The organism is Gottfriedia sp. OAE603 (assembly GCF_040543965.1).
GTDB classification, from domain to species: domain Bacteria; phylum Bacillota; class Bacilli; order Bacillales; family Bacillaceae_G; genus Gottfriedia; species Gottfriedia solisilvae.
The window spans coordinates 3,479,769-3,492,997 of sequence record NZ_JBEUNN010000001.1 but is presented as its reverse complement, the minus strand read 5'-3'; the positions used below and the strand labels follow the sequence as shown (position 1 = coordinate 3,492,997).

15 protein-coding genes and 1 pseudogene are annotated in these 13,229 nt (G+C 33.5%); 8 read left to right on the top strand and 8 right to left on the bottom strand.

Annotated features, from left to right (window positions below; translation table 11 throughout):
• Window positions 1-218 precede the first annotated feature (218 nt).
• The 4 genes from ABID96_RS17845 to ABID96_RS17830 all read right to left on the bottom strand — a co-directional run bounded on the left by ABID96_RS17845 (window position 219) and on the right by ABID96_RS17830 (window position 3,335).
• On the bottom strand, window positions 219-344 hold the full coding sequence (locus ABID96_RS17845; RefSeq protein WP_088002340.1) for a YfhE family protein: 126 nt from the start codon (window positions 342-344) through the stop codon (window positions 219-221).
• 71 nt (window positions 345-415) lie between these two features.
• Window positions 416-976 (bottom strand): GNAT family N-acetyltransferase, encoded by a 561-nt coding sequence (locus ABID96_RS17840; RefSeq protein WP_192603954.1) that lies wholly within the window; start codon window positions 974-976, stop codon window positions 416-418.
• A gap of 312 nt (window positions 977-1,288) precedes the next feature.
• A complete protein-coding gene (locus tag ABID96_RS17835; protein WP_483301376.1) occupies window positions 1,289-2,422 on the bottom strand; it encodes an amidohydrolase in 1,134 nt (377 codons plus the stop codon).
• A 16-nt stretch (window positions 2,423-2,438) separates the two neighbouring features.
• Window positions 2,439-3,335 (bottom strand): TIGR01777 family oxidoreductase, encoded by an 897-nt coding sequence (locus tag ABID96_RS17830; RefSeq protein WP_192603956.1) that lies wholly within the window; start codon window positions 3,333-3,335, stop codon window positions 2,439-2,441.
• 79 nt (window positions 3,336-3,414) lie between these two features.
• Between ABID96_RS17830 and recX the strand changes: the two genes are divergently transcribed.
• Window positions 3,415-4,230, top strand: coding sequence for a recombination regulator RecX (gene recX / locus ABID96_RS17825; protein ID WP_192603957.1), 816 nt, complete (start codon window positions 3,415-3,417; stop codon window positions 4,228-4,230).
• A gap of 118 nt (window positions 4,231-4,348) precedes the next feature.
• The gene (locus ABID96_RS17820) at window positions 4,349-4,675 is read left to right on the top strand and encodes a YfhH family protein (protein WP_192603958.1); all 327 of its coding nucleotides are present in this window, start codon (window positions 4,349-4,351) and stop codon (window positions 4,673-4,675) included.
• 41 nt (window positions 4,676-4,716) lie between these two features.
• Here ABID96_RS17820 and sspK read toward each other — a convergent pair whose 3' ends face one another.
• On the bottom strand, window positions 4,717-4,869 hold the full coding sequence (gene sspK / locus ABID96_RS17815; protein WP_192603959.1) for a small acid-soluble spore protein K: 153 nt from the start codon (window positions 4,867-4,869) through the stop codon (window positions 4,717-4,719).
• Window positions 4,870-4,988: 119 nt separating this feature from the next.
• Here sspK and ABID96_RS17810 point away from each other — a divergent pair, with 119 nt between their 5' ends.
• On the top strand, window positions 4,989-5,261 hold the full coding sequence (locus ABID96_RS17810) for a YfhJ family protein (protein WP_088002355.1): 273 nt from the start codon (window positions 4,989-4,991) through the stop codon (window positions 5,259-5,261).
• A 95-nt stretch (window positions 5,262-5,356) separates the two neighbouring features.
• On the opposite strand, the gene ABID96_RS17805 is transcribed toward ABID96_RS17810, so the two are convergent.
• On the bottom strand, window positions 5,357-6,331 hold the full coding sequence (locus tag ABID96_RS17805; protein WP_192603960.1) for a metal-dependent hydrolase: 975 nt from the start codon (window positions 6,329-6,331) through the stop codon (window positions 5,357-5,359).
• An 88-nt stretch (window positions 6,332-6,419) separates the two neighbouring features.
• On the opposite strand from ABID96_RS17805, the gene mutY reads away from it, so the two are divergent.
• On the top strand, window positions 6,420-7,520 hold the full coding sequence (gene mutY, locus ABID96_RS17800) for an A/G-specific adenine glycosylase (protein WP_192603961.1): 1,101 nt from the start codon (window positions 6,420-6,422) through the stop codon (window positions 7,518-7,520).
• 18 nt (window positions 7,521-7,538) lie between these two features.
• On the opposite strand, the gene ABID96_RS17795 is transcribed toward mutY, so the two are convergent.
• Window positions 7,539-7,763, bottom strand: coding sequence for a hypothetical protein (locus ABID96_RS17795; protein ID WP_192603962.1), 225 nt, complete (start codon window positions 7,761-7,763; stop codon window positions 7,539-7,541).
• Between the two features lie 183 nt (window positions 7,764-7,946).
• Between ABID96_RS17795 and ABID96_RS17790 the strand changes: the two genes are divergently transcribed.
• From ABID96_RS17790 to ABID96_RS17775, 4 genes and pseudogenes are all read left to right on the top strand, one after another.
• Window positions 7,947-8,096, top strand: a complete 150-nt coding sequence (locus ABID96_RS17790; protein WP_377897091.1) for a hypothetical protein — start codon at window positions 7,947-7,949, stop codon at window positions 8,094-8,096.
• Window positions 8,097-9,056: 960 nt separating this feature from the next.
• Complete coding sequence (locus ABID96_RS17785) at window positions 9,057-9,314, top strand: YgaB family protein (RefSeq protein WP_192603964.1); 258 nt, start codon at window positions 9,057-9,059, stop codon at window positions 9,312-9,314.
• A 128-nt stretch (window positions 9,315-9,442) separates the two neighbouring features.
• A pseudogene (ntdP, locus tag ABID96_RS17780) lies at window positions 9,443-9,974 on the top strand (nucleoside tri-diphosphate phosphatase).
• 96 nt (window positions 9,975-10,070) lie between these two features.
• Window positions 10,071-11,825: an ABC transporter ATP-binding protein gene (locus ABID96_RS17775; protein WP_192603965.1), complete on the top strand. Its 1,755-nt coding sequence runs from the start codon at window positions 10,071-10,073 to the stop codon at window positions 11,823-11,825.
• 39 nt (window positions 11,826-11,864) lie between these two features.
• Here ABID96_RS17775 and ABID96_RS17770 read toward each other — a convergent pair whose 3' ends face one another.
• Complete coding sequence (locus tag ABID96_RS17770; protein WP_192603966.1) at window positions 11,865-12,962, bottom strand: FUSC family protein; 1,098 nt, start codon at window positions 12,960-12,962, stop codon at window positions 11,865-11,867.
• Window positions 12,963-13,229 lie beyond the last annotated feature (267 nt).

The following is a 13,229-nucleotide window of genomic DNA, read 5'->3' as shown; positions in this document are numbered from 1 at the left end:
CATTATTTTCCAAATTTGATGTAATGAATACAAGTTTTCAACCATATAATATTTTCCATGAAGGATAACGTAGAGAAATGAAAAGGGTCAAATGTAAGAATAATATTGTTCAGATAAACTTTGTTTTTTTAAGAATGATTTTATGTAGAAATGATCTATTTTTCATTATTTAAATATAATAAAAGGGCTTCTGGATTTAGAAGCCCTTCATCTCAACATTATTTGCCAATACCATTATATTTATAACCTGCAGCACGGTCTGCTCTCTTAAATTCTTTTGCATATAAAACTTCCTGTGTAGCACTTAAATATTTTCTAGTTTTATCTTGCTTTCTCTTATCCACAATAAACACCTCGCTAAGTTATAAAATCCTTAGTAAGTCTTGCCATTTCTTGTGGAGGATATACAAAAAAATTATGCTTCTTTTAAGTGAGTAACTTCAAGCTGTTGATAATCTTCACGTAATGTATGCAATAAATAGTTATCTTTTGTAATTTCAAATAAATCATAGATTTCTTCATTTTGATTGATTTCGTTATAAAGGCATGAACGTGTCTCATTAGCTAATGATGCATATGGTAATTTGCTTGCAGCATAAAAAGAGCGTTTATTAACCTTACGAATGCGCATAAAAATAGAGTTTATTCCTTGTTCATGAAATAACTCGTGAAAGAATGCATCCTTAGCTGGTTTATTATATCCCATTCCATGGTAGGGCTTGCCCAACCATGTGCCTAAGAAACCATAACCGTCTTCAATATCATGTAAAGAGATATTTCCAATCGGGTTACCCCATTCATCCATAATCGTTCTAGAGATCATTTTACCTTGTTCTTCTAGTTCGATGGCTTGCCTTGTGATAAATAAAAATTCTTCGTAAGAATTCGCTTTATGGCGCACAAAAGGAAAGACATCAGGATGCGCCATTAGTTCAAAAAGTATAGAACAATCTTGTAAATCTCGCTGTTTTAGCATCTCTACTCCTCCTAATAGGGGTAGCGAAAAAAGGTTACGCCACCCGCGAAATTTTTGTGAGGACAAACTTTTGACGTTTTGTCCGTTGAAGTACATTAAAATATTGAGTAAATTTGAAATAATGTTTTAATGCACCCTAAAATTTCGGGGTGGGAATCGAACCCACTAGGACCAGCGAAAACTGGTGGCTCACCATTTGCCTTTCCCGTAAAAAAACTATATGAGAATAGTGGTTAAGACTATCTATTTTATAAATCACATAAAATCTTACTTTAATATAATAAACTATTTTTTTCAAATTGCAAACAAATTTTATTCGAGGTTTTTATACACGATTCTACCATCTATGACAGTTAATAAAGGCTTTGCCAAATAGTGAAATGGATGGTGTGACCATAGTACAATATCGCCGTCTTTTCCTACTTCTAAACTACCAATTCTATGGGATAAATTTAGATTTTTAGCTGGATTTATTGTAATGGCTTTTAATGCTTCTTGTTCTGATAAACCTTCTCGAACTGCAATTGCTGCACATACATTTAAATACTGGATTGGTGTATAAGGGTGATCTGTCGTAATAGATACACTTACACCAGCATCAGCAAGAACTTTGTATGTAGACCAGGATTTATTCTTTAATTCGATTTTTGAACGTCTCGTTAGTGTTGGACCTACACACACTTGAAGGTCACGATTCTTAAGATGGTCAACAATCAGATGACCTTCCGTACAATGTTCAATTCGTATATCTAAATTAAATTCATCACCTAAACGAATAGCTGATAATATATCGTCGGCTCGGTGAGCATGTATTCTAACTGGGATTTCTCTATTTAACGCCTTAAGAATTGGTAAAAATCTAAAATCATCAGGGTTATGAGTGTTTTTCGCTTCATAAAATGCCTCTCGAAGCATCCCCATTATTCCCATTCTAGTAATTGATTCTTTATTTCCATTGCTATGAATTCGTTTCGGGTTTTCCCCAAATGCAATTTTTAGTCCCGAAGGCTCTTGGATAATCATTTCATCGATATTAGTACCATATGTTTTAATTGTACAAGTTGTGCCACCGATGACATTTCCACTGCCAGGCATGATGTGAGCCGTTGTAATACCATGTTGTCTAGCATCACTAAATGCTACATCTAGAGGCAAAATTCCATCTAAAGAACGAATATGTGGTGTAAGAATGTCGATCGTTTCGTTTGCATCATTACCAGCCCATCCTGTTCCTTCGTCGTAAAGACCTAGATGAGTGTGCACATCAATAAATCCAGGGAATAGTGGCTTTCCCGAACATTCTATAATAATCGTTTGGTCTTCTAAAACAGATATCTCAGGTGCAATTTCTTTTATTTTCCCATTTTCAATATAAAGGTCATGATTGTACAAAACCTGTGAAGTAATAGGAAAAATAGTTGCGTTTTTAAATAATAAATTCATGATAAATCCTTTCAAAAATCTATTTTAAAGTATAATCTAATGCATCTTTTAAAGATGTAAATTGAAAGTTATAATTAGTTTGTATTGCTACTGTTGGTGAAACTTTTTGGCCTTCTAAAATCAACATACTCATTTCTCCTAGTAACATTTGAAGTGCAAATTCAGGTACCTTTAGCAGGTTTGGTCGATTCAGACTTTTTGAAAGTATTTTGCTGAACTCTTTCATTGTTACGGGAGTTGGTGATACGAAATTCATAGGACCGTGAATTTCTTTGTTTTCAATAGAATGAACTATTAAACCTACAACATCTTTCAGATGGATCCAAGACATCCATTGTGAACCACTACCAATTGGGCCTCCGATAAACAACTTATAAGGCAAAATCATTTTGGGAAGTGCGCCACCTTCTAAGCCTAAAACAATTCCAAATCTAGCTAAAACAGTACGAATACCTAATTCTTCTGCTTTTGTTGCAACGTTCTCCCAAGTGCGAACAGTTGTAGCTAAAAAGTCAGTAGAAGTAGGCTTGTCATTCTCTGTAAAAGTTTTAGTTTCTGAGGTACCGTAAAATCCGATGGCACTTGCGTTAATAAGCAGGTTTGGCCGATGGGCTTGTCTTTCTAACCACGTAATTAGTTTTGAAGTAGATTGTATACGACTTTGTAGAATTTTGTCTTTTACAGAATTCGTCCATCTACCACTGTTAATTGATTCCCCTGCCAAATTAATAACTACATTAATTGGTTCATCAAAAGAATTTGAAGTGAACTGTTCCCAAGTAATAAAAGTAACTTGTGGGATTAGCGAATCAGTATGACTTCTCGTAACAACATAACAATGATATTCTTTTCGTATTAACTCTTTTACTAAAAGAGACCCAATAAAACCTGTACCACCTGTAAGAAGAATATTCATCCATTCATCTCCTTAATTCATCATATGATATTATTTTTTTTATGTGTATAATAAATCGAAAAAATTTTAGAGGTAATTTATGACTATTATAACGAAAATCCAAGTACAAAAACTAAATAAAGAACGTTTTAATATTTACACTGATAGCGGAAAAGGTGAGGAATATTCATTTAGTGTTGATGCTGATACACTAGTGAAGTTTAATTTAAAAAAAGGTATGTCCTTTGAACAGTTTGAGTTAGAAGAAATTATACATGCTGATCAATTAAGAAAAGCGTACTTAGCTAGTATTGTATACTTATCTAGAATGATGAGAACTAAAAAAGAGATTGAACAATATTTACTTAAACAAGAACATACTAACGATACGATTGAAACAACCATTATGAGATTAGAAGAAGAAGGTTATATAAACGAATCAAAATATGCGGATAGTTATGTACGAACTTCAGTTAATACATCATTAAAAGGACCGACAATTATTCGAAATGAATTATTAACAAAAGGTATAACTAAGCCAGTAATCGAAAATAGTTTGAAGCAATATTCGATGGAATCACAGGTTGACCATGCAATGCAGCTTTGTCAAAAAAAGATTGCATCATTTAATCGATATTCTACAGCTCAAAAAAAGATAAAACTTGAAGACCTGTTAAGACGTAAAGGTTTTTCTGCTTCAATTATTTCAATTGCGATTGAAGAAACAAATTATCAGAGTGATGAAGATGAAGAATTAAGTGCTTTACTGGTTCATGCACGTAAAGCCAAAAGGAAATTCGACGGTTTAAGTGATTGGGAATACAAGCAAAAAATGAAATCAGCCTTATTTCGTAAAGGATTCTCAATCGAATTGATTGAAAGGGCTTTGCAATTTTTAGAAGAAGAAAATGAATAATTGAATACTGAAAGTTAATTAATTTAATTTTTCGTTATGAAAGTGACCTTTCTTCTTTTTGCTTTAGAATGATATTGGTATAATAAAACTAACTTATTTTAGTCAGAGGAGTAAATAAATGCAAATTCCAAAACGCTATAGTGATTTAACGAAGGAAGAATTGATTCAAGAAATCAATGATTTAACCAATCAAGCTAGAAAAGCCGAACAAATGGATATGATCAATGAGTTGGAAGTAATTTTACGTAAAAAAACAATGGCTCAATCATATTTATTAGATCCAAGTGAATTTATTCCTGGTGAACAATACGAATTAATAGAAGAACCTGGTGTTGTATTTGCAATAACTTACATGAACGGTATATTTGCATGGGGGTATAAAAGTACAAGTGAAGAAGAAATAGGAATTCCAATTTCTTTATTAAAGAAACCAGGGAAAATGTAACCCCTGGTTTTCAATTTCTAATTTTAATTAATCAAATAAGATTACTCTTGATTACTTTTAGCCATACGCTCTTGTGGATTTGTATTAATAGTCCCATTTGGTCTGATCGATGCATTTTTGGATTTGTAATCAATTCCACCATCAATTTTCATATCATGTTTCTGTTTTGAAAATTGTTCACTTTTAGTTGTCAACGTAAAGCCCCCCTAATAATAAAAGCTAACACGATGATATGAACCATCACCATTATGATGACCATAATGAGTGCATATAAAACGAATGACACAAGTTTAAATATTGGAAGGTGTAATTTATGGAGAAATATTTGGAGCAGTTAACAGAATTACTTTTAAAAGAAAATAGTCATTTAACATATTCACAAGCAAAAGTTTGGGTAGAATGGCTTTGGGAAGATTTTGAAGCAACATACGCAAAAGCAGGAGAATATCATGGTGAACAAATGTCAAAAAAAGTTGTTACTCAGTTCATTTACCAGTACGGAAAATACCTACATGAAACTGAACTAAAGATTGCGAAGCCACCTGGTTATCATATTGAAGAGTCAAAAGATAATCGACTTCATTAAAAAACGTTAGAGAGTTCCTAAGTAGGACTTTCTAACGTTTTTTATTTTTTGTTTAAGTTTTATGCTTGTCGGAGCTAAACAGTCGTCTCCACTTTTCAGTCCATTTTCAATTTTTTTTGTAGTTTTTTTTCGCTGAATATCCAGCCTGTAAATGAGCTGATGATGTGGTGGTCATAGTCGAATTTTACGACGGCTACAAATGGATAGTATGTGTCGGTTCGATATCTTAGGTCGATTAGTCGAAGTTCTTTATGATCATCGTGGCCGATTAGTTCCCAGATATATACAGGTGAAAACGCTAAAAAGGATTTGACGTTTTCGTCTTTAAAGGCTGCTTTTACATCTTCAATAACTGGTAATGGAATTCTTTTGAATTCATCGTGTATTGTAAAGTTTCTTTGTTTAATTTTACCAACGTAATGATGCGTATCTGTACTTGCGACAATATGATAATGAGTGTATTTTATAGAAGGCGATACATAGACATGCTTCGCTTTAGGTAGTTTATTGTAAACTGTTTGTATGACGATTCGTTTTTGTCGATATCTAAATGCGTAATAAAATACCATGATAATATACAATAGTATACAAATTGGGCCAGCTTTAAAATGAAATATTACAAACGGTACGCCGATTAAATGAAGAACGAATATAAATGGATCGAAAGTATTGATTATTCCAAAGGCAATCCATCGATTAGAAAATGGCCTTAAGGCTTGGGTACCATATGCATTGAATAAGTCGACAAACACATGGACACTTACGGCTATAAAAGACCAAAATAAGAAGATACCAAAGTGGTCACGGTGATTAAATATAGTCATTATAATTGATAACGCTAAAGTCCAACCAATAACAGCTGGAATTGAATGAGTAATTCCACGATGGTGCTTTAAGTATTTTGCATTGTTTTTTAATTTAAGTATTGTGTCACTGTCAGGTAATTGAGATCCAATAATGGTTGTAAGTAATAATGCATTTGTTAAGTGTGGGTCATTTAACACGACAGGGCTTAATGTTGCTATTCCTCCTAGTGTAAAACCCATTACAAGATGAGTGCCAGTATCCATTTGGTTCCTCCCTTTGCTTACCTTAGTTATTTCTTTAGTATAAACAACTGTTAAAATATATATAGACGTCATAGAAAGGTATTAAAATATGAATAGTGATTTACAGCATACATTAGAAGTTTTCCCAAAAATTGATTTTAAGAATAATTTAGTTAATTGGTTTTTAGCTGAACAAAGAAATTTACCTTGGAGATTAAATAAAGACCCGTATAGAGTGTGGGTTTCAGAAATTATGCTCCAACAAACGAGAGTTGAAACAGTCATCCCTTTTTATAATAAGTTTATGCAACTGTTCCCTACAGTTGCAGATTTGGCGAATGCTGAAGAGGAAAAAGTATTAAAGGCATGGGAAGGTTTAGGGTATTACTCTAGAGCTCGAAATTTACAATCTGCAGTAAGAGAAGTTCATGAAGTATACAATGGACAAGTACCAAATACACCTGAAAGAATAAGTAAATTAAAAGGTGTTGGACCATATACTGCTGGTGCAATCCTAAGTATTGCATATGGAATTCCAGAACCGGCTGTAGATGGAAATGTAATGAGGGTCCTTTCAAGAATTTTAACAATTCGAGAGGATATAGGCGTTCCTAAAAATCGAAAAATATTTGAACAAGCAGTGAGAGCTTTAATTAGTCATGAAGATCCGTCAGCATTTAACCAAGGGATGATGGAATTAGGAGCTTTAATTTGCACACCAACGAATCCTGCATGTTTATTATGTCCAGTTAGAGAGCAGTGTATGGCGTTTGAAAGTGGATTAGTGAACGAATTACCAATTAAGAGTAAAAAGAAAGCACCAAAACAAGTTGAACTTGTAGTTGGTGTAATAAAAAACAATGACGGTAAATTTTTAATACAGCAAAGACCGCAAACGGGGCTTTTAGCGAATATGTGGGAATTTCCTACAGCTGAATTAAAATCAAATTTACTTTCTAAAGGCGATACATTAGGATTTTTCTTAACCGAAGAATATAAGATAGAAGTAGAAGAGCTAGCATATCATTTTAGTATCGAGCATGTATTTACACATCTTATATGGAAAATTGACGTTTATGTCGGAAATACCATAAAAGAAAGCAATTCATTAACAACTCACAAGTGGGTTTCTCTAGAAGAATGTAAAAACCTACCATTTCCTGTCGTGCATCAGAAAATTTATCAACAAATTGAAAAATCCCAGTTCTAATGAACTGGGATTTTTTTGTCAATCATAAGTAGGGCGAGTACCATGGCCCCAATCTGCTTCACTTCTGTGCAAACCGCCTCGAGATTCAATTTCTTTAATAATCTCTTTTTGCATTGAATTACCTTCAACACTAAGATAACCAGTAATTTGTTGGAAAGAGTGATGGAAATATTCAAGTTCACTATCTTTCCACTCTGTTTTTGGAGTCATTGATAATTCAGAAAGATCTCTTCCTACATACATGTTCATACCCCCATTTTTTTTTAGTTTTCCACGGAAGCATTTCATTACTCAAAAAAAGAAGGTAAATTTTTTACATATTTCTTTGAGGATTGGTAATCATATTATTCGTGGAGGTGATAAACATGGCAAACAACAATAATAACCAAAATTTCACTGCAGGTAAAACTGCAACTGGAACTAACATTGGAAAAAGTGAGACAACAAAACCAACAAGGTTTTGGACAAGAATTTGCTAACGAATCTGCAACTGATGTACAAGCAGTAAGAGAAGCAAATCAACAATCTGCTCAAAAAGCTGCTACTAAAAACTTTGGGCAACAAAACCAACAATAATGAATGAAAATTACTAGAGGTGCGCTGTGGATGAATGAACGTAAGTGTGAGAATCTTACTTTAGTTTGTCTACCTGCTTGATGTGATATCATGCAGTCTAGTGGAATAAAAAAGTCTTTAAGAAGACATTGAAGACACCCTTTACGTAAGGGTGTCTTCAGACTGTTGACAAACGCTCGCTTTCTTCGTTGCTTCGCCTGCTTGCGGTGCTCATTACCGTTATAGGTAACTCCGCTCCTCATTCGGCTTGCGTCTCGAAAGACAAACGTTTTCAATCAGTCTGATTCTCTTAGTTTTTGTACTTTGTCTTCAGACTGTTGACAAACGCTCGCTTTCTTCGTTGCTTCGCCTGCTTGCGGTGCTCATTACCGTTATAGGTAACTCCGCTCCTCATTCGGCTTGCGTCTCGAAAGACAAACGTTTTCAATCAGTCTGATTCTCTTAGTTTTTGTACTTTGTCTTCAGACTGTTGACAAACGCTCGCTTTCTTCGTTGCTTCGCCTGCTTGCGGTGCTCATTACCGTTATAGGTAACTCCGCTCCTCATTCGGCTTGTGCCTCGAAAGACAAACGTTTTCAATCAGTCTGATTCTCTTAGTTTTTGTACTTTGTCTTCAGACTGTTGACAAACGCTCGCTTTCTTCGTTGCTTCGCCTGCTTGCGGTGCTCATTACCGTTATAGGTAACTCCGCTCCTCATTTGGTTTGCGCCTCGAAAGACAAACGTTTTCAATCAGTCTGATTCTCTTAGTTTTTGTACTTTGTCTACAAACTGAAGACCACCCTTTATGTAAGGGTGTCTTTTTTATGAGCGAGCTTTGTATTTTTTACCTCAAAAAACTCTCCTTAAAGAATAATTCATTCAATATTCATATAAAAGTCAAATATCGCCAAATGTAGTCAAAGGGATTATGTTAGTTTTCAAGAAATAGTGTAATAATGAAATAAGGATGGTGAATGGTATGCAAGTATTCGACGAATTGGTTAGTCGACAACTACAAACGATGGATCAATTAATTAAGATTCAAGAAGAAATTGAACGATGTCAAGAAATTGAAAATCAGCTTTTTGAACTAGAGGATTTATCAAAATTGTCTTCCATTCAGGATGAAATTCATATAATGAGAAGTGAATTAAAAGCAATCCAAAACACCTTTTTATTACAAACTCAACAAATTATTAAGTCTTTTTCAGAGGAAAAAAAGCTAGCCTTAAAATAATTTTTTGCGCCATATGACCAAATTGCATTCCCTTTTGTTTAAAAATGGAAGAGAACTAGTTATAATAGTAGATGTAAAGTATAAATAAAGTGTTGAAATGCGTCCACACTAGAAAGAAGGGAGAACATATGAACGTTCCCAAGCCGGGAGAAAAAATTCAAATACATAGCTATAAACATAACGGACATATTCATCGTATATGGGAAGAGACAACCATTTTAAAAGGGACGCAGCAGTTAGTAATTGGCGCAAATGATCGCACACTTGTAACTGAATCGGACGGAAGAACATGGGTTACACGAGAGCCTGCAATTTGTTACTTTGATATGGATTATTGGTTTAATGTCATTGGGATGATTAGAGAAGATGGAGTTTATTATTATTGTAATGTTAGCTCACCGTTTGTCTTCGAAGATGGTGCCATAAAGTATATTGATTACGATCTTGATATTAAAGTATTTCCAGACATGACTTACGTGCTGTTAGATGAAGATGAATATGAAAATCATCGACAAGAGATGAATTATCCTCCGATTATTGACCCAATCTTAAAAAAGAATTTGGGCTATTTAAAGGAAATGATTCATCAACGAAAAGGACCGTTTGCATCTGATTTTATTGATAATTGGTATGAACGTTTCTTTAATGTATCGTGATTAATTAAAGCTGTTGAGCGGACAATAACTATTGAGGTAACCTCAAAGTAAGTTATTTCGCTCAACAGTTTCTTTTTGTCAGGTTGAATGGGGGAGTAGTATGGGAAGTATAAGACGTTATTTAAAATTTGTGAAGCCCTATCGACTTCATATCTTTTTAACAATTGGAATTGGAATTATTAAGTTTGGGATACCGCTTATTTTACCTCTTTTACTGAAATATGTTGTTGATGGAATTATTAATACTTCGGATACTTTAACGACTAAAAGTAGCCACCTTGCTTATGCAATGATGATCGCTTTTGGCGTATTTGTTATTTTAAGACCACCGATTGAGTATTTTAGACAATACTTTGCACAGTATATTGGCAGCCGGATTTTATTTGATATAAGAGGTCATTTGTTTAATCATTTGCAAAGACTTAGTCTTAGATATTATGCGAATGCAAAAACAGGTGAAGTCATTTCTAGGGTTATTAATGATGTTGAATCTACAAAAGACTTTGTCATAACTGGGCTTATGAACGTTTGGTTAGATTTAATTACGATCCTTATCACAATCGCTATTATGTTGACAATGGATGTGAAGTTAACATTAGTCTCATTAATTGTTTTACCTTTTTACACAATTGCAGTTCGATACTTCTTTGGTCGTCTGCGATTATTAACAAGACAACGTTCGCAAGCATTAGCTGTCGTACAAGGTTTTTTAACTGAGAGAATTCAAGGGATGCAAGTGACACGTAGTTTTGCATTAGAAGAATATGAGAGTGATCTATTTAAGGAAAAAAACGGAGAGTTTTTAGATCGCGCATTAAAACATACTAGCTGGAATGCAAGAACATTTACAATTATTAATACACTAACAGATATTGGTCCACTTTTAATTATTGGATTTTCAGCGTATCAAGTTATTCACAATCAATTAACACTTGGGGAAATGGTAGCTTTTATTGGATATATTGACCGATTATATGATCCACTAAGACGATTAGCGAACTCATCAACGACACTAACACAATCGTTTGCATCTATGGATCGAGTATTTGAATTATTTGATGAAAAATATGATATCGTGAATCGAGAGAATCCAATTGAAGCAAAAAAATTGGAAGGGCAAATTTCATTTGATCACGTATCATTTCGTTATAATACAAATGATGAAGAAGTTATCCAAGATGTATCATTTAAAATTGAACCTGGTCAAAAAATTGCTCTTGTAGGCTCAAGTGGTGGTGGTAAATCATCATTAGTTAGCTTAATACCTAGATTTTACGATGTAACCAATGGTTCAATTGAAATAGATGGTATTGACGTGAGAGATTATGAATTAAAAAGTATGCGTGAAAAAATTGGGATCGTATTACAAGACAATTTCTTATTTAGTGATACGGTTAAATCGAATATTCAATACGGTGATCCAACAGCAAGCGAAGAGGAAATTATTGCAGCAGCTAAGGCTGCAAATGCACATGATTTTATCATGAGCTTACCTAATGGTTATGACACATTAGTTGGTGAGAGAGGTGTTAAACTTTCTGGTGGTCAAAAACAACGTGTTGCAATTGCTAGAGTATTTTTACGTAATCCTTCCATACTAATATTCGATGAGGCAACATCAGCTCTTGATTTAGAGAACGAAAAATATATTCAAGATGCGATTCAAGAACTAGCCAAAAATAGAACGACGATCTTTATTGCTCACAGGTTATCAACAATCACACATGTAGACCAAATTGTTTATATTGATCAAGGACATGTTGTCGAAATTGGTTCACACGAAGAATTAATGGCGAAAAAAGCAGCATACTACCATTTATTTGAGATTCAAAATTTAGAAAGTAGCACAGTATAATAAATAGAAAAGCCTCCAAATATTGGAGGCTTTTTGTTATTACATTGTCTCTTGTTGCTCGACTTGTAATTGATATTCTTTGTGATAGGTTTGATGACTATCTACAAGAGTGTTTAAGTGTTCAACGTTCTCACTATATTCTAGAATGGCAGATACAATCTGAAATAAATGTAACCAAGTTTTCTGTGTTTCCTGGTCATTTAAATCATGATGATCAAAAAATGCCTTCATTAATTTATCTTTCAAGATATTTTCTTCTTTATGAAGCGGAGCAGATTGTTCTAAATTCACTTTTCCGATTAACTTCATAAGCGCATGTTCATGGTATTGCATTAAACATGTTAATTCATTTTTCATCAGTTCTTGAAATTCCTTAGGACTGACATTTATTTCATATTCTAATCGATTGAATGCCTTTAATGTATCAAAAGCACAATCTGCAGTTTGAAGCATTTGTCTAAACAATACAATTTTACGCGATTTTTCATGTTCTTTTTTCTTTCGTCCAATAAAGATAATTCGATCTTCTTTATATAATCGATAGATTTTTGTAACATTTCGCATGATTTCTTTTAGTTGGTAAATATCTTCTTTTAACCCTGAATGACTGACAGTTTTGTGTAAAGCCATCATCATTAATTTATTTGTTTGTTCTGTAATAGAGATCATGCCACGAGATAACTTTTTCTCATAGTTCGGTGGCATTAAAAAGATATTAACAAATGAAGCTGCAAATACACCAACCATTACTGCCATAAATCGATCAAATGTAAATACTGCAAAGTTTTCATTAATTGTGCTAGTTTCCATGATTACTACAACCGTTACTAGTGCAGTGGCAATTGTATTTTCAAGCTTTAGCTTCAAAGTAATAATAATGACAATAATACAAGTAAAGCCTATAATAACCGGATTGTTTCCTAAAGTTATCACGGCGATAATGGCAAGAAACGCACCAATTATGTTTGCTTGAAGTTGTTCAATTAATGTTTTGTATGATTGATTAACAGAGGATTTCATTGCAGAAATAGCTGAGATACCTGCAATTGAAGCAGCTGTTATATCAAAAAATATCGCGCTGTAAATGGCGAGCATAATGGCTATACCAGTTTTTATGACACGCGCTCCTAATCTCATTGTGTGCTCCTTTTGTTTGTCTAGCTCTAAGAACTTGTAATTATTTAAACATTGGACATTTAACTTTCATACTATGAATCTACTTATTATTAAATGTCGGCAACTTCCTGAAAATATATTGATTTTATTAAAAGAATTTATTCTCATAAAAGTAAGCTCTTGTTACTATACAATGAACTATAAGCTTTATCAATAGAAATTTATCAGTAAATGTGTTATTTATTTGAAGGCGAAAAATAACAAATATTATGCAAACAGAAAAGAAGC